Source organism: Mycoplasma sp. OR1901 (assembly GCF_013348745.1).
GTDB lineage: Bacteria > Bacillota_I > Bacilli_A > Mycoplasmatales > Metamycoplasmataceae > Mycoplasmopsis.
In genome coordinates, this window is record NZ_CP054666.1 from 416,254 (window position 1) to 435,220 (window position 18,967).

Consider the following 18,967-nt stretch of genomic DNA (forward strand, 5'->3'; position numbering starts at 1 on the left):
TCCTTATTATAATTATTAATTATACATTAATTATAGTTTATTGTTGTATAAAATAAGATAACGCCATTAATAAATAGAGTTATCTTATAGTCAAAAAAGTTTATTTTGTTAATTCAATTTGATATAGATTTTTTACATTTTTAGACATTTTTTTAAGGATTTTTAATTCTTTTGCAAATTCTTCTAATTTAATAAAATCTTCATAATCTTGTTTTGTTGATCATCTTTGGATAACAAGGATTTTTTCTTCTGACATTAATCCATACTCATATGAAAGGTTTTTTTCTTTCATTCTTGTTTTTTGTGTAAACACATATAAATAGTCTATAAAACCTTTTAATTTTTCAGGATCTATTGTATAAATTGTTGCTTGTGCGTATATCATTTTCTCTCCTTAATTAAATTTTAAACGTTTATATAAAATAAATGATTCTGCTAGTTTTTTATTATCAAATTTATTAAAATCTAAAATTTCTTCTAATTTAAAATCATTAAAATCTAATGCTTTAGCTACTTCAGAAACTTTATTAGGTAAAACAACTGAATAATAAGTTGAAAGTGCATATATACCGTTTAATAATCTAACTAAAATTTGTTCTAATCTATCTAAATCTGTTATTGTTCAAGGTTTAGTTAAATCAATATATTTGTTTAATTGGTTTCCAAGTTCATTCGCAACTTGAAATGCTTTGTTTATTTTAAATTCATCAAAATTATTTTTATATTCATCGACTGATTTGATAATTTCTTGTTCGACGTCTAAATCTTCTTGGAATGAAGTTTTTTTGTATTTTATTGGGCTAGCAAATGAGTTGCTTTTCATTTTTAATGTACGTGCTATTAAATTACCGTATGTATTAATTAATTCTGCATTAATTATGTTTACAAATCTTTCTTCATCAAATACAATATCATCACCAAGTGGGCTTTGACTAACAAAAAAGTATTTAATTATCTCTGCATCATATTTTTCTAGTAATTTGTATGGGTCAACTACATTATTTTTTGATTTTGACATTTTACCAGTTGGGGTAATTATTCATCCATGTGATTGTATTTTTGTTGGTAATTTTAAGTTTAGTGCTTTTAAAAATATTGGTCAATAAATCATATGGAATCTAGCAATTTCTTTACCGATTAAATGTACAACTTCTGCATTTTCATTTTCTCAATATTCTTTAAAATCATTTTTATGATTTCCGTTAATATCAAAACCTAATGCAGTTATGTAATTAGCAAGTGCATCTAATCATACATATACAGTGTGAGTTGGGTCCTCATTAACTTTGATTCCTCAATCAATTTTAGTTCTTGTTATTGATAAATCTTCAAGACCTTTAGAAATAAAATTGCTAATCATTTCATTTTCTATTTTTTTAGGAGCTAAAAATTCATTGTTTTTATTTATATATTCAACAAGTCAATCCTGAAATAAGTTCATCTTGAAAAAGTAACTTTCTTCAGAAACTAAAGTTAGTTCATGATCTGAAGTTGGGTGGTAAAATTTTCCGTCTCTTTTAACCGCTTGAGTTTCTGTAAGAAATTCTTCATCTGGTATTGAGTATAAACCTTGATATTGATCTTTGTAAATGAATTCTTGTTTTAAGAAATAACTAAAAATATCTTGTATAGTTTTTTTATGATTTTCAGAAGTAGTTCTTGAATAGTAATCGTATTCTATACCAAAGTCTTTTCACATTTGTTGAAATTTAACTGCTAAATCATCAACAAACTCTTGTGGGTGCACACCTTTTTCTTCTGCTTTTTGTTGTATTTTTAAACCGTGTTCGTCTGAACCAGTTAACATTTTTACATCGTAACCATTTAATTTCTTATAATTAGCAATAACTCAAGTTAATGCAGTTGTATATAAATGACCAATATGTAAATTACCACTTGCATAATAAATAGGTGTAGTTATATAAAATGTTTTTTTCATATTACTCCTTAATTTTGATTGGTTTGTAAATTTCTTTTATTTCTGGTAAATAATCATGATTTAATTTATCATCATCGGCATGTAAGTATAAATTAGGTAAAAAGTGAGTACCTCAACCTGATTGATATCTAGCTTCTATCAGGGCGAATTTAGGTTTTTCAGTTGAACGTGTGAAAACATATTGAACTCTTTTAGGTTCAAAATTATGTTTTCTCATTAAAGTGAATGCATCGATCGAACGTTCAATCGGTAAAACAACAGCTAAATAGCCTTTTTGCTCAATTATTTTTGAACATCCTAAGAATAATTGATCTAAATTTAATTTTACTTCATGAGTCGCAATTAATTTAGCTTCATTTCAATCTTTTTTGATTTTTGTTTTATCAAAGGAATAAAACGGAGGATTGCAAAAAATTACTTGGTATTTAGGATTAACATTTTTGTTATGTTCTTTTCAAAAAATATTGAAGTCTTCATTTATTAAGTTTATTTGATCATCTAACTTATTAAAATTAACATTGAATTGTGCTAAATCATAGGCATCTTTTTGAATTTCTACGGCATCAATTTTAAGTTTTTTGCTTCTTGAAGCAACAAAAATTGACAAAGCACCATTATTGGCACCAATTTCAAGTGCTCTTGTTATTTTAGGATTTAATGTTACGTAATTACCTAACAAAATAGTATCAACCGAATAGTTGAACATATCTTTATCCTGGTACACATATAAATCTGAATCAAAACCAAGATTATTTTTTACAATATTACGATTTTTTAAAGCGTCTAGTTTCATGGTTTTTTCTAAATTGTTCGTCTTTTTCTTTTTTAGCAATAAACTCTGGGTATAAAGAAGCTAAACAACAATCTACTTTTCCTTCTACTAAATCAACACCTAAAATTACAACATCAACAAAATCACCTATAGTAAATGTTTTTTTAGTTTTTGTACCGGTTAATTTTGTTAAGGTGTCATTCGCTTCATAAATATCATCAATTAAAGATGTTTTGTGAACTAAACCACTTGCTTTAAAGTCAAATTCTACAAAGAATCCAAAGTTTAAAACACTTAAAATTTGAACTTTATATTTTTTACCAACTTGGTTTTTCAAGAATTCAGCAAATTTTAGGTCATTTACGTTTCTTTCGATTTGAACTGCTTTTTGTTCTGCTTTAGTATTTAAATCACCAAAAGTAATAACTTTAGATCTATATTCTTCAACTTGATCTTGTTTTTTATCGAATAAAAAGTTTCTGATAACTCGATGAATTACTAAATCTGGATATCTACGTATTGGACTTGTGAAGTGACAATAGTGTTCTGAAGCTAATCCAAAGTGACCAATATTTTCTGGTGAATAAATAGCTTTTTGCATTGTTCTTAGGAACATTAATTTAATAAAATCATCGTTTCTATATTCTTTAATTTTTTCAACGATTTTTGAAAAATTCTTTGGTGTTAATTTGTTAAAGTTTAAATCTTGTGATTTGATACCTATCGCTTCAAGGGTATTTTTTAAGTTTGTTATTTTTTCTTGATCAGGTAATTCGTGTATACGATATAAAACAGGAAGTTTTTTGTCGTATAAGTATTTTGCAACAGTTTCATTTGCTCTAACCATAAAGTCTTCAATTAAAACTTCTGAAAAACCACGTTCATTAATTAAAATATGACTAACTCTTCCTTCGCTATCAAGTTTAATTTTAGGTTCAACTATTTCGAAGTCAACATAACCTTGATTTGTTTTGAATTTATGTAAAATTAAACTTAACTCTTTTGCTTCATTTAACATTACTTTAAGTTCATCAACACTATTTTTTTGTTCTTGAGTAAAGCCTAAATCGTTTTCATTATAGTATTTATCTACTTGTTTATAGGTAAGTCTAAATTTACTTTCAATAATTCCTTGGAATATTTCAACATTTACATTATTACCGAATTGATCAATTTCCATTTCACAAGCAATAACAAATCTTTTTTCATTTGGATTAAGTGAACAAATTCCGTTTGATAATCCGAATGGTAACATTGGAATAACTCTATCAACTAAATAAATACTTGTACCACGTTTAAGTGCCTCGTTATCGATTTCGGTTCCTTCTTTTACGTAGTGAGAAACATCGGCAATATAAACTCCTAAAAAATAATTTCCGTTATCTAGTTTTTTAACATAGATAGCATCATCAAAGTCTTTAGTTTCGTCACCATCGATTGTAACGATCATTTTATCTGTTAGATCAATTCTTCTTGAAAGATCCTCATTTTCGATAGTTTCAGGTATATTTGAAATTTCAGTATCTAAAATTTCAGGGAAATTGTTAGGTGCTTTAATTTGTTCTAAATATGATTTTACATAAACCATTGGATCGGCTTCGTTTGTTATAACTTTACTAATTTCGATTAGTACGTTTTTAGAATCATATCTTAAAATTTTAGCAACAACTAAGTCGTTAAGTTTAATTGGAACTAAGTTAGGAACAATGGTTCAAGTTAAACTTTTCATTTTAGCTTCAACAGGAACAAAATAATTAGTATTATTTTTTAGTTTTATAAAACCAACAATTTCATCATTACCACGTTCTAGTATTTCTACGACAACTCCACTGGTTAAGTCTGCTTTATCCCCTTTTGGATTTTTAAAAACTTTAACTTTAACCTTGTCGTTATGCAATGCGCTATTAAAATTAAAATTTCTAATATAAACACTATCTTTAGTGTTATTTTCTTCGTCAATGTTATAATCAACAAATCCAAACTGGCCTTTATTATTTACGTTTAATACACCTTCGATTACATCTACTAAAATTGGTGCATAATATTCATCATTATTATTTTTGAAAATTCTATATTCTTTTTGTAATTGAGATAGTATTTTTGTTAATTTATGATTATCTTTAGGTAGAATTCTAAAATGCTTAGCAATGCTTAGAAAACTCCTAGATTTTTCACTTTGTATATATGATACAACTTTTTCTATATCCATTTATTTTTAACTTAAGACGGCTTTAAGTATTATTGCTAAAGCAAATAAAATAAATCCAAAAAACATCATTGAATATTTTAAAACCTTCTTAATTCCCCTTTCTTTTGAGTTTTTAAACAATTCTAAATCGCCTGAACCAACTAGTGCACCTGAGAACCCATTTGAGTCAGGTGACATAGCGAAGGAAATGAGAATAATTATAAAACTAGATAATATTAATATTACTGTTAAAATTGTCATTTTTACTCCTTAATATATACTTTATTTAAAGTATAACACAATTATTATTTAAAGTTAGTTAAATGTTAATGACTTTGAAATCTTTTTCGCAAAAATAATTAATTTATTGGAATTAGTCATTTTTTCATGATTTTTCAAAATCGTATTTTTAGCCGTTTATGCCTATAATATAGTGTTAAAAGGCTAAATAAAAAAAACTTTTTTAAAATTTTAAAGTTTTATAATAGTTGTAATATAAGGTTACTTTTTAATAAAGGAGATTTTATGAACAAAAATATTAAAAAACATATCTTATTAAGTGTATTCTGTGTCTCACCCTTAATTGGAGCAATTTCTTGCTCTAATACTAAAACAGAAAACACAAACATTTCTAAAAGTGTAGTTGATCAAAAAGAAAGTGAAAATAAAGATTCAAAAAACAACACTTTAAATGAAGTTCCGGATAATACTGAAAAAGTTACTGATGGAAATACCAAAAATAATCAAGAAGCTTCTGAAGAGAATAATTTAGAAAACCCAAATGAAAATAACGAAAGTGAAGTTTCAAATGAAGAAGGTAGTGAAGTTGGTTCAAATAACAACGAAGAAGTTGACACTAAACAAAACATTATCAACAAAAGTAATGTAGAAATTGAGCTAAAAAATAATAATGAATTATTAGTGGCACAAGAAAAGTTTCAAGAAATAAAAAATAGAATTAAATATTTTGAATCAGTTAAATTTAATGTTCCTCATTATTTTGCTTTTGTAAAAAACATGGGACCAAACGGTCAAATGAATTTTGAAAATGAAAATCAGACTACAAAACTTGATGATTTAATTTCATATGTTAATGAATTAAATAGTATCACTAAAGAAAATTTAAATTCTGAAACATTTATAAAACTAAAAGATGAATTTGATATTTTAGATGATCAAATTAATCAAATTGATGAGAGAAACAACAAACCTACAGTAGTTTTTAACTCAAAACCAAATTCAGAAGAAATTAAAAAAGAAATTATTAAAGAGTTTGAAAAGTTACAAAAAGATGATTTTTTCAGAGTTGTTTATGATACAAAAAATAATTCAATAAGTATTGATGAAATGTACAAAATTTATACTGATTTAATTTATAACGAATATTATAAATTTCCTTATTTATCAGTAGGTTCTGCTGCTACAGTTAACTTTAAAGAAAAAGATGGAAACGTATTTGTTTTCTCTGGTTCAAGCAACAAATTAAGTACTGATGCTAAAAAAGCGATGGTAGAATATGTAAAAGGCGGACTAAACTTGGTAAACGAAAAAATGTCCGTTTATGAAAAAGTGTTTGCTTTAACTAGTTATGTAGATGATAAGTTAAATTATATGAATCGATCAACTGGTCTTGATGATGCATATTTAAAACATTGAGGAGTTTGCAAGGAATATGTAGAACAAGCTGCTATTTTATATTCTATGGCAGGCTTAGAATTCAGAATAATTACTGGTGAACAACACATTTGATTTACATTTAAAAACGAACAAAATAAATGATTTATAACTGATCCAACTCATTTAGACCCTGGTAATGTTGATGTTGATTATCCTGCTGTTTTTCAAGGTAGTGCAAAATTAATTTCTAAATTAACTGAAATGTTCAAATTTGATAGACATTTAGTTTGAGACGAAAAAATTAACGGTGTTGATCCAAAGCTTTTAGATGAAGTTAATAACAACATAACACAACAAGAAAGTTATTCGTTATTTAATAAATTTATAGATACAAAAAATGAATCTAACTATCATTTTTACGATGGTAAAGTGTTTTTAGTTTCGAAAGGATCATTAAGTTGATTCGATTCAAAAGGAACTAAAAAAATTAATAAATTAACTATAGATGGTTTTGATAACAATGAACTTTTAAACCTACAAGCAAGCTATAAAAATCATATTTATATTATAAAAAATAGCGGAAATAACCAAGAAATATATGATTATAATATTGATAATAATTTAATTAAAAAAGTTGAAGATTTAACTAATAAAATTGATGATTTTGAATATCTATTCAAAGATAACAAATTAATACTTCAAACCCGAATGAGTTCTAATAAAATTTCAGAGTTAGATATAATAAATGATTCTAAAAATAATGATACTTATTACGATTTACAATTAAAACTAAAATTATATTATCTAAAATTTGGATTGTTTTTTGTTAAAGGTTCGAATTCTGAATACGATGAAATCTTAAATAAATTGAATGAATTAGAACGAAAAATCAAAAATAAGGATGAAATCAGTCAAATAAAAACAGACTTAAATTCAATGATTGAAAAGATAGATTATGCTATTAAATAGCGATTATTACAAATTAGAATAAAAATCCATCATATTTTTATTTAGTAAAAATTACTTTTAAACTTTTATCCCTATATTTTAGGCAAAAAAGTAATTGAATTTAATATGTAAAATACTTCTTTTTTATTTTAAAGTGTTATAATCACTTCATAATAAGGAGAGCATATATATATATAAGTCTATTTAAATAGACTGCAAAACAAAGTTTATAAAAGAATGCTTATAAATTAAAAATTAAGGAGGTATTTATGTACTTTGTTAAAAGAAAAAAATTAATTTCTCTTTTACTAGTTGCTGCCACAGCCATGTCTAGTGGTGCGGTAGCGACTTTAATCTATAACTTTACAAAAAATTCTAGTGGCGAACAGTTTAACTACATTAATAAACAAAAAAGCCCGAATTTAATAAATAAAGAGGAACTTGAATTAAATAATAAAAAAATAATTAATTCAAACATAGATCTTAATTTAAAAGAAATTGAGAAAAAAGAACCTTTAGTTATAGAAAAACCAAAAGAAGAAGTTAAAAAAGAAAAAATTATAATAAAACCAATTGAAAGACCGATTGAAAAACCTAAGGTGATTGAAAAACCGAAGCCAAAACCAATCGAACAACCAAAACCAATTGAAAAACCAATCGAACCACCTGCTCCTAAACCAGACCCAGTTCCAGAACCTGAGCCTGAAATAGTTCCGGAACCAAAACCTGGAACAGCAGACACTTATATTGAAGTGGAAGGTGTTAGAGTTAAGGCAAAATTAAAAGGTGTTAAACAACGTCAAATTTCTAGTTACGATAGAGTTAACAAAATTGCTAACAGAGAAGAGTATGTTGCTGTTTTATCCGGAGAATTAATCAGTATTGAAGTTACTGAAGAGTTAAGAAATAAAGTAATTAATAATGCTGCCGCTCACGCGAGAGCTTTAAGAGAAGGTAAAGCAGCTACTGGTATTCTTGGATATGCAAATGAAATTGCTAGTTTGGTTGAATCAGGTGAAAAAACAGCTACTGATTTAGATTGAGCTTTAAACAGAAATGAAAATAACAACTGAAACTGAAGAAATGAATACTGAACTTTCCAACTTTTAATTGAACATGGTAATTTCCAAGAGTTTCTAACTGAAGACGCTAAAATTAAATACCCTCAAATGCTTGCGGAGAAAAAATTCGTAAATGAATTACACCGTAAGATATGAATTATCAAGAATTTAGATTTTTCTAAGTTTACAAAAATGGCACCTGAAGGAGATAGATTCTTGAAAAAAGGTATGGTTTTAGACCCACGTAGTGCTTACTTAAATGCTAATGGTGAATGAACTTCAAGTGGTTGAAGTGGACCAAAACAATTTAATGGTGTCATCATGGAAAGAGAACGTAATAACAGCCAAAAACGTGCCTTCGACTATGATACAGCTTGAGGAAGAAGCCCTGAAGAAATTCAAAACGGTACATACCCAGGTTGAAGTAAAGTACAAATTAATCCTGACTATGATCCTAATTTTAAAGAATTTAAAATTGGAAATATCGATGGTTTAAATATTTTTTCAATGCAAAGAGATGGTGAACCAAAAAAAGAAGAAGGTTATATTAACCAAGGTTATGTTGTTGAAATAGACGCTTCTAAGAGCGGTGCTTACGAACGTACAAAAACACTTGTTAAACAACTTACTGATAAAAAAGTTAATGTTACATCTTACAGAATTAAACACATGGGTAAAGCGGATGCTGGCCAAAACTTTAAAGAAATATTATCTGCCTTACCAACTGATTTAAGACAACTTGAATTATATTTTGATGCCGGTGCTACAAACACTTCATCATTAATCGCTTTAGAAGATAAAAGAATTAAAGAGTTATCACTTTATACAGATGGTAATGCATCACTTGATAGTTGAAGCATTAACCCTTGAGCTTTAAAAGAAACAGCTTGAGTTAATACAATTGATTACAATAATGCTGGTGGATTTGCAAAAGGTGTTACAGTTATATCTAGAATTACATTTGATACTCTTGCTTTTGAAGAAAGCGATATTAAAAAAGAATTCGGTGATGATCATGAAGATAAAAAATTCGAGAGAATTAACCAAGGTCTTAGACGTGCTTACTGAGTAAGAAATAATGAAGCTATTTTCCAAAGTATGGGCCCTGGTTTAAACCCTGACCACAATGAAAAAGGAAACGGATACCCAATGGGACTTGATTTTGGTAGAGCGCCAAGTATTAGAACTTTAAGAGGTTTAGTGTTTAAAGATATCATAAAACCACAAAACGGAAGCAGACAAGTTCAAAGAGTAAATTTTGCTAATAATGAAGAAAATTACAAGCTTAAGTTAATTGATTTAGAAAAAGCAGGATTTGAGAACTTCATACCAAAAATCCCTGGTGTACAAGAACCAAAAATTACATTCACTAATGGAAATGCAACAAAATACTTATTAATTACTGATAATGGTGAAATTACTTCTAAAGGTATTCAAAACATTACTAAATTCTTTGATTTAGCTAAAAACTTAGACAGAACAATAAGAGTTGCCAAAGGTAATACAAGTACAATAGAATCACTTAAAAGATATGGTTATACAGTCGAAGAAGTCGATGTAGATAACCCATTTGTATTTTCATAGGAGGAAACAATGAATTTTATTAAGAAAAATAAAATATTTTTAGGTTTTGCAAGTTTATCATTGTTGTCTGTCGCTATATCGTGTTCAAATAATTCAAAAGTTGAAAATAATAAAACAAAAAAACAAAATTTAACCGATAAAAAAAGTGAATTAAAAAAACTTTTAAGTGATGATATCTTAAATATTGGTTCTGATCAAAAAAGTGATTTTGAAACAAAAATTGAAAATGCAAAAAGTTTTAATGAGTTAAATAAAATATCAGCCGATTTAAATAAAATCAAAGAGTCATCAATTGGTGCTAAAAGTATTGAGGAATTAAAAACATACGCAATTAACCAATTATCTAATTTAAGAGATATAAAAAACTATGAATCTAAAATTACTTTAGCAAACGAAAAAGCAAGTTTAGTGAATATTATTAAAGAAATTGAGGAAGAAGTTTCAAAACAGGGCGATTTTCAAGATTCTGATAAAGAAAGATCAAAAACAGAATTTAATAAATTAGTGAGTGAAGATTCTTTTGCAGAAGTTTCTGTATTTGAATTATATAATCCTACTCCTAATTTTTTAGGTCCACAACCTAGAACTAAAAATGAAGTTCTACCTACTGCTTTTATTAAGAACTTATCTTTATGAAAAGCAAAAGTAAAACCTAAATATTCATGATTTTTAGATACGTCCATTACAAATGCAAGATATGAAACTACTGCGGCCAAAGCTAACCAAAGTGGTGAACTTCTTGTAAGTATAACCTTTTTCAATAAGTTTGACGATTCACAAGTGAATACTAAAACATTTAAGATTTCTGGGTTTAAATCTAATCCTCAAGGTTTAGATGATGACGGAACTATTTTAACAAGCAATACTGAAAGATTGAGTACTCCTGATGAACAATATGTAGCTTTAGATCAAAAAGAAAGATTCAATCTTGATGACTCTAAATATGTTACAGTATTAAAAGAACAACTAAGGGTTAGTGATTGAAAAAATCTTCGTAAGGATGCTAACACAACAACAGAAGAACAAGTTAAAAAATATAATGAAAAAGCTAAAGAAGTTGGCTTAAGTTCATATGAATCAACGGCTTTAAAAGGTTTTTCATTACCTAAATATAAAGCAGATGGTAGTTTTGAAGGGTTCAGTATTAATACTGAAAGATTAATACCTATGGGTCCTACATGAGCTGATGCTTTAGGTGGACGTAGTACATATCAAATTGGTGGTCTTTCAAGAAGAATTACTAATAAAAACTATTTAAATATTGCTAAACAATCTTATTCAGTTTCATTTAGTAACCAAAAAGTTACTGAATTAGAAAGTGAGAAATTGGTAATCCAAAGAGATTTACAATTTAAAGATCATTTAGAAAAGTTTGCAGAAAATATTAAAGATCAAACAAATAGAGAAAAATATTTACAACTTATTAAAGATGCTAAATCAAATCCATATTACTTAAAACAACATGAAGCAGCAATTTGAGATATTATAGCAAGTGAAAATACACCACAATTTGCAAGCGATACTTATGTTAAATACTTAAATGGTGAACGTGAATTTTATAACGAAATAGTCGATAAATTAGATGTTAGACAAGATACAAAAGATAATCTTAAAAAAGAAATTGCCAATTTAAATCAATTTTACAATGTAGAAAGATTAGGAAATGATGGGACAACTCCATCAGGAACAATGTGAATTATGGATTATGAAATTCCTGCGGATGGAAAATATCCTACAAAATTTTATTTTGGAACTAACTTACATGTTGCTGATAGTATTTCTAAAAAAAGAAATTTATTCAGTGGTTTAGGTTTAATTAGATTAAATGGTGATAACAATGGTATTTTCAATAATTTCAAAATTATCGAAATGGAAGTTGAAAACGAAACATTTACTAGCTTTATGTTAAATCCTGAGGTGATTAATGTTGTTTTTGATGGTAGGGATTATTTAAACACTAGTCCAAAAGATTTCATTACAGAATCACAAAAAAGTGCTTTCAATGATGCTGAAGAATTCTTAGATTTTGCAGTTATTGAAATTGATTTTTCAAAAGTTGATTTCAATAAAATGTTTGCACAAGGTTCTAAATCTTTAGAATTTGAAAAAGAGAAATCAAAAGAAAATTTTGCGGCATGAGTAACTAACAATTATGCAAAATGAGAAGATAAAGATAAAGCTAAATTTAAATCAGAATCATATCTTAAAAACTATAAAAAAATTGAATTTCCACTTGCTACAAAAGGTCAATACGATTGAAGCAAACTAGATCAAATTTTTGCTTTAGGATTCCCTAAATCAATTAGTAAAGGTTTTTATGATTATTTCTTTAAACCTTATATAGATGATGATCAAAAAGAACGTGGTGAATGAAGTCACTCGCTTTGAACTAATGCTGATCATAAATTTTATGATATTCAAGTTACTGAAGATGGACCACAAGGTGATATCGATTTAATTAATAGAGGTAATTTCTTATCATATAACATTGGATTTAGATCATTTGCTTATAAACCAGGTTTAACAGATGCTTTCTTAGCTGCACCACTTGTTGGTGAAAATCCTGATCCTATTAAAAATATGTATGTATCAACTCAAGATGATAAAAAATACATTAATTATGGTTTAGAATATTTACCACGTTGATTTACTCCAGGATTCGGAGCTAGTGGTTCAAGTTTAAGAACACAAAATAATGAAATTGTTGCTATTTACCATGCTACAAACCCAGGTTCAAATACCGGTTTAGCTGCTGCATTTAGATCTGAAGGTTTTGATTATAATGGTATGTTTGGTAATTATAAATTACCACAATATGACTTAATTTATGGTGGTGGAAAAGAACAAAAAAATTCATATCGCCAAGCTATGTTGAAATTAAATGAAAATAACCCAAATGCAAAAACTTATTTATTCCCTGAAGGTTTCAATAAAATTCCTAAAGAATTCGAATTTAAAGAAACTGATGGTTATATAAAGTTTGCGGACCAAACTAAACAAGAGAAAGGAAAAAATGAATAATACTACATTTGAAAATAAACGAATTTATTCTGATTATAAATCACATTTAACTTCAAATTCAAGAAGTAGATTGATTTTAACTTATAAATTTATTTTAATTTTATTTTTTCTGGTAAGTATTTTGGCAATGTTTTTTATGATAAAAAAATCATTGTTTCCAGAAGTTTATATAGATGATTGAAGAAACTTATTTAAGTTTGACGATCAATATAGAGAACAAAATGCAGTTATATTAGTACGTTTTAGTACGTTAATGTTTGTGTTTTTATTTTCGATATTTAAAAACTACAAAAATATTAGTACACAAAAAGAAAAAATGAAGCATTATGTATTCTTTTATGTTGCTTATTTATTATTATCAATAGCTTCTGTTGTTTTAATGTTTACTTACACATATTGAAACAACTACATTGAATTAGAAAGTGGTGAAGTAGTTACACAAATAGTTCCATATGAGTGAAATCAAATTTTATCACTTACACTAATACTAATTCCGTTATTATTAATTAATGTAGCTTTTGAGGTTTACAATTATATTTATAAAAGAAAATCAGAGCCTTTATTATATTCATCAGTAACAAGCTTTGTAATTCAAATTGTTTCACAATTCTTACTTGTACTTGCAGTAATTATAATTGCTCAATTATGAGCTAATCCAACTCTAATTGAAGCTGGCACACAAGAGGTTACACTTGAAAGCGGCGAAGTAGAAGTTAAAACAATAACTAAACCAGTGTTTATGTTCCAAGACAACGCAACATGAACACAAATCGAAACATTATTCACAACAAAAAAACCATTAAACTTATTTATTATTATTATATTATTTGTTGTGTTTGGTTTTCTAATTTTAGGTTCAAACATTAGAAGTTTATCTAAATTATCAGAAAAGAATTTATTATCACGTAACAATAAAGATAAATTTATTTTATCTATAACATTATTCTTATCAATGTTAATTTATTTAGTGTATGTTGCTATAACAACAGATATTAATCAAGTTTTCAATGTTATCGGAGATAAAAATGTTTATGATCTTGCTTACCTATCAATAATTGGTATTGCTTTAGTGATAACTATTATTTACTTTGTTATTTTAAGTTCTAGAAAAAATAAATTTAAGAGTTACATAACAAATACAATTATCTTATCTATTACACAAACATTATTATGAACTTTACTTGTAATTTCATCTGCATTACTTAGTGATAAAACAGATTGAAATATCTACAATATAATTGTTATATCAACACTATCTATAGCAATTTATATTCATTATTTACTAAAAAATAAAACACTATCAAAAATGACATCAACATTAATCTTTGTTTCAATATTTGTTCAAACAATCTTAATGTTTATATTCGGATTAAATCAAATTTTACTTTCAAATGAGAATTTTGTTTTAATCTCTGTTCCAACATTTTTACCATTATTCAAATTAATGTCAATATTTAACTTTGTTATTGTTTTCGCTTTTCTAATGTATATTGTGATTTATTCAATGTATACATTAACAAAAATTGAAAAAGATAAGAAAAAAGAAAGGGTTTCTAAATATGTGAAAAAATAAGAAAAAACAAACACAAGAAGAAAAACAACTTTTTGATCTATATTCTAATTACAAAGAAAAAGTTAATAGTCCTAAATACTTATCAAACAAAAAAATTATGGCAACTGTGCTTTTAAAAAATAATTTAGGTTTTAACTCGAAAGAATATAAAGAATTTAGTAATAATTTAGATTTAGCTATAAAAAATAAACACGATATTATTTTTAAAGATTTTGTTATTAATTTTAATCTTAATCTTAAATTTAGTTCTAACGTTTTAGTGCCTAATATTGTTAATAAAGAATCATCAAATGATTATTCACTAAATTTAACAAAAAGTAGTAATCCTGTTGTTCAAAGGTTATATGATTTATTAAATTCAGAAATTGATTCACTTTTAAAAAATGGATTTGTTTTAGAAATTTTACCAAACACAGCTTTCTTTTTAGATGCCAACTCACAGCAACTTAAAGTTTTCTTTGATAAAAAAATTGTAGTAGAGATTTAAAATGCATTTAAAAGATATAATACAAAAGAAAAATAATCTTGAACATATTAAATTAAAGGTCAATAATGATAAAAATATTCTTTTAATTAATATTATGAAATTGACCAAAACATTAAGTTTTTATGTTGAAAATTCTGTTTTAAATATAGAACTTATTGAAGCTTTAAAAAATAAATATAATATTAAAAACGGATTTATAGAAAATGTTTCTTTAGTTAAAAATAATAAATTTTTAAAATCAATTAAATCAAAACTTATCAAAGAAAAAGAACTTTATATATATTTAACAGAAGAACAAAAATATGGTACAGATTCATACTCACGGTATGAAAAAAATATTTTAGAAAATATTAAACAAAAAGATGCGGACTTTATCACAATTGGTAACCGTGCCTTACAATTTGCTAATAACAATAAATTAAATATAATCAAATCATTTGAAAATTCTTCAGTTGATAAACTTGCGAAGACTCTTACTCAAATAACAAAAATTTTATTTATTGATAATAATTATTCAAGAGTTCATTTTGTAATTAACTCAAATAAGAACTTCAAAAAACCATTTACAATTTTACCTTTAGAGAATTTTGATATCGATAAAATTTTAGGAGTTAAAAATAAAAATAGATTTGATGAAACTATTAAGGATTACAAAATTTTCCCTAATATAGAAATTTTCATCGAAAATGAAATTAATATTTTCTTAGAAAACTCAATTAATGCTTTAATTACTGAATCATCATTTTATAGTGCTAAAAACGCTTTAGTTTCAACAAACCAAAAAAGCAAGCAACTTGATGATGAATTATTAAAAGTTTCTAAACGTATTAATCGTGTAAAACAAGAAAAACAAATTGAAGAAATAATTCTTCTAACTAAGAAAAAGAAAACTGTTTTCGAAGATGGAGGTATTGATGAGTTCTAATGTTATTAATATTTCATTTATAGACAATAAACACTTAGAGTTAAAAGGTTATTCTGTATCTATAAACCATAACGATGAAGATGATTGAATCAAACTTGAAAAGAACTCTATAAGTGCATACCCACAAATCTTAATAAAACTAAACTCTGAAAAAGGTAATGAATTTTATTTATTTTTAAAGAATGCAAATATAGTTACGAGTGATGAAAAAATAATCATTAAAACTTTTTCAGATATGAAATTCTTTAAAAAATCTAAGAATAAACAAAACCACAAAAAGATAATAAGTGAATTAAATGATGAAATTAATTACTTTAAATTCAAACAAAATATTGGTTTAACAATCGATGAAACTTTAAATTTTGATGAACTTAGAGAAAAATTATATGAATATAAATTAATGCAATCATTAAAAATTAAAGAAAGGGATAATTATGAGTAAAAAACGTAAATTTTGAAAATTCAGTTATTTATTAACTTCTACCATATTACCTATTTCTTTAATATCTGCAGGTACAGAAGCTAATAACCAACCCAATACAGGTGATGGAACTGGTACTACTAATACACCTACTGATCCTAAGAAACCTGCTAAGCCAAAACCAATTTTAAGTACAGAATTTGATACTTATGATGGAATAGCAAAAGATGAAATCAAAAAAATGCTTAAAAATGCCGTTGGTATAGGTTTAAGTTATATTGATAATGAAATTGCAAAACTAGAAGCTGTTCCAAACAATAATCAAGATACAGGTAATACAGAAAAAACTGAAAACACCGAAAATAATACAAATTCTGAAGGTCAAGGCGAAGGTGAAGGTTCTTCTTCGGGAAAAACTCAAGAACAAAAATTAGATTATAAACAAAGATTAAGTAGATTAACTTATCTACATATTCTTAAAAACTTCATTAAAACTAATGAAAAAGATATAATTGATAATCCTACAAAATATGAATTTACAATTATTTTCCCATTTGTTTTAGCGCAAAATAAAGCGTTTGATAAAGGTACCGCTACATACAATGGAAAAGAATATACCGATGTTACATTTGGTAAAAAAGATCCAACTGACTATATAGAAGCTTTAAAGAAAAAATATGAAGTTAAAGAAGATGGTACAAGAAAAATTGAGACTAGAGATGAAGTAAACGGATTACAAAAAGGTAAATTCCAAGACAACTTAAAACAATATTATGATAAGTTATTAACTTCTATAGGTACAATTTTATACAACGAAAAAGATGCTCTAGAAATTGAAAAAGATATTAATCTTGAGTTTGGTACAATCGGTGATAAACAAGGTTATACAATTACTTTACCAAAAGGGTATGCTTCATGAGATGATTATTTCAAATCTAGAATTAGACCACGTTTTGTTGATTTCGACTTAACTGCTAACCAAGAAATTCAAGTTGAAGAAGAAACTGAAGAACAAGATCAACCAGTTGAAAACCCAACAAACCCTAATAAACCACCAAAAGGACAACCTACTGAACCGATTCCGGCAGAACCTGTTGATCCTAAAGAACAAATTTTAGCGATACCACCGCTTGTTCCTAATATAAAAAACAATTTTACAAACTTAACTAAAGATGAATTGATAGCACAATTTAATGAATATAAATCTCAATACTTAAATACAAGTGCTCCATCGACAGAATCTAACCAATCAGAAGCTCAACCAACTGAAGGAAACAACGCCCCTAAAGAAACAAAAGAAGCTTATGATGCTAGAGAAGAAAAAGAATACAATGACCGTCGAGAACATTCTTTATTCTATTTCGATAACCCTTATAACACAAGATATAGCTATGATGTTACCGAAATTACCGAAATTAAAAAAGGTGGTGATTCTAATGAAAAACTTATTGCTAAGGTTTGAATTAGCGATAGAAATGATAGATCTAAGAAATTAAGAAGACCTTACGAAATGGAAATTCATTTATTAGAAAATGATGAAGATCTTAAAAATAACTTCTTAAAAGAAGAGGAAGTTAAAAAAATAAGAACAGAATACTTAAGACTATATAAAGCTTTAGGTATAGATTCAAAAGTTAATTATCTCGATTTAAAAAGTAATAGGCTTTCAAAAGCTTTATTTTCAATGGTTGCTAAAGCTGTTGATTTAAATAATAGCAAAGACTTTGATGATAAAAGAACTGAAATTAACTCTACAAGTGATGATGCGTTCTATACATCAAACGAATTATGAGGTTATACTTTAAATGAATTAAGACAATCAAAAGTCAATAACGCTCTTTATTATGAATCAATTTATAATGCTTACGAAGAACAAATTGTTGGTTTTTGAGGAGTCGCAATTAAGGATGAATCAGAACCTTACCGTGCTCAAATTATTAAAGATTGAGAATCACAAAACTTTAATTTAAATGTTTTAAACGATTTATACAATTTAGTTCGTTATGATTTATATAAATTAAATTCAACTATTAAAACAAGTTCGTTTAATTTAAATACATGATACGATTCATTTATAGACTCTCTTACAACTCTTGCTAAACATGAAAGAATTTTAAATGAAATAACAAGAACAAAAGACTTATCAAAACAAGAAGTTGTTGAAGAGTTTAAAAAATATTATAATGAAGCAATTGAAGTATTAGGAAAAGAATCAGAAACTAAATCAGACTTTTTAAGAGATTTTGGTATCTTCCTATTATCAATCGGTGCTTTAGGTACACTAATCAATTTAATTGTTTCTTTAATTAAATTTAGCAAAAAAACAAAACAAATTAAAAAACTTTATCTACTTATTGGTATTTCATTAGCTATTGTTTTAGTAGCTGGAGCCATCTTATTAAGTGTAGGTTTAGGAGTGAAAGGAATTTAA

13 protein-coding genes are annotated in these 18,967 nt (G+C 26.3%); 8 read left to right on the forward strand and 5 right to left on the reverse strand.

What is annotated here, in order from left to right:
* Nucleotides 1-100: 100 nt before the first annotated feature.
* Genes HTZ87_RS01460 through secG form a run of 5 tightly spaced genes read right to left on the reverse strand, consistent with a single transcriptional unit; the run spans nt 101 to nt 5,160 of the window.
* Nucleotides 101-385 (reverse strand): antibiotic biosynthesis monooxygenase, encoded by a 285-nt coding sequence (locus tag HTZ87_RS01460; protein WP_174892793.1) that lies wholly within the window; start codon nt 383-385, stop codon nt 101-103.
* 9 nt (nt 386-394) lie between these two features.
* The gene (metG, locus tag HTZ87_RS01465; protein ID WP_174892794.1) at nt 395-1,939 is read right to left on the reverse strand and encodes a methionine--tRNA ligase; all 1,545 of its coding nucleotides are present in this window, start codon (nt 1,937-1,939) and stop codon (nt 395-397) included.
* 1 nt (nt 1,940) lies between these two features.
* Complete coding sequence (locus HTZ87_RS01470) at nt 1,941-2,732, reverse strand: tRNA1(Val) (adenine(37)-N6)-methyltransferase (protein ID WP_174892795.1); 792 nt, start codon at nt 2,730-2,732, stop codon at nt 1,941-1,943.
* Nucleotides 2,704-4,920 (reverse strand): ribonuclease R, encoded by a 2,217-nt coding sequence (rnr, locus tag HTZ87_RS01475; protein ID WP_174892796.1) that lies wholly within the window; start codon nt 4,918-4,920, stop codon nt 2,704-2,706. The genes HTZ87_RS01470 and rnr overlap by 29 nt, the downstream gene beginning before the upstream one ends.
* A gap of 6 nt (nt 4,921-4,926) precedes the next feature.
* Entirely contained in the window at nt 4,927-5,160 is a 234-nt protein-coding gene (gene secG, locus HTZ87_RS01480; RefSeq protein WP_174892797.1) for a preprotein translocase subunit SecG, read from the reverse strand.
* Between the two features lie 264 nt (nt 5,161-5,424).
* Between secG and HTZ87_RS01485 the strand changes: the two genes are divergently transcribed.
* The 8 genes from HTZ87_RS01485 to HTZ87_RS01520 all read left to right on the forward strand — a co-directional run bounded on the left by HTZ87_RS01485 (nt 5,425) and on the right by HTZ87_RS01520 (nt 18,967).
* Nucleotides 5,425-7,485 carry a transglutaminase domain-containing protein gene (locus tag HTZ87_RS01485; protein ID WP_174892798.1) on the forward strand — a complete coding sequence of 687 codons (2,061 nt, stop codon included), beginning with the start codon at nt 5,425-5,427 and terminating at the stop codon, nt 7,483-7,485.
* Nucleotides 7,486-7,733: 248 nt separating this feature from the next.
* The gene (locus HTZ87_RS01490; RefSeq protein WP_174892799.1) at nt 7,734-10,109 is read left to right on the forward strand and encodes a putative immunoglobulin-blocking virulence protein; all 2,376 of its coding nucleotides are present in this window, start codon (nt 7,734-7,736) and stop codon (nt 10,107-10,109) included.
* Nucleotides 10,110-10,118: 9 nt separating this feature from the next.
* Nucleotides 10,119-13,130 (forward strand): Ig-specific serine endopeptidase MIP, encoded by a 3,012-nt coding sequence (mip, locus tag HTZ87_RS01495; RefSeq protein ID WP_174892800.1) that lies wholly within the window; start codon nt 10,119-10,121, stop codon nt 13,128-13,130.
* A complete protein-coding gene (locus HTZ87_RS01500) occupies nt 13,123-14,703 on the forward strand; it encodes an MSC_0624 family F1-like ATPase-associated membrane protein (RefSeq protein WP_371813981.1) in 1,581 nt (526 codons plus the stop codon). The genes mip and HTZ87_RS01500 overlap by 8 nt, the downstream gene beginning before the upstream one ends.
* Entirely contained in the window at nt 14,690-15,190 is a 501-nt protein-coding gene (locus HTZ87_RS01505) for a DUF2714 domain-containing protein (protein WP_174892802.1), read from the forward strand. The genes HTZ87_RS01500 and HTZ87_RS01505 overlap by 14 nt, the downstream gene beginning before the upstream one ends.
* 1 nt (nt 15,191) lies before the next feature.
* Nucleotides 15,192-16,115 (forward strand): MSC_0622 family F1-like ATPase gamma subunit, encoded by a 924-nt coding sequence (locus HTZ87_RS01510; protein WP_174892803.1) that lies wholly within the window; start codon nt 15,192-15,194, stop codon nt 16,113-16,115.
* On the forward strand, nt 16,105-16,557 hold the full coding sequence (locus HTZ87_RS01515; RefSeq protein WP_174892804.1) for an MSC_0621 family F1-like ATPase epsilon subunit: 453 nt from the start codon (nt 16,105-16,107) through the stop codon (nt 16,555-16,557). Before HTZ87_RS01510 ends, HTZ87_RS01515 begins: the two co-directional genes overlap by 11 nt.
* Entirely contained in the window at nt 16,550-18,967 is a 2,418-nt protein-coding gene (locus HTZ87_RS01520; RefSeq protein ID WP_174892805.1) for an MSC_0620 family F1-like ATPase-associated subunit, read from the forward strand. Before HTZ87_RS01515 ends, HTZ87_RS01520 begins: the two co-directional genes overlap by 8 nt.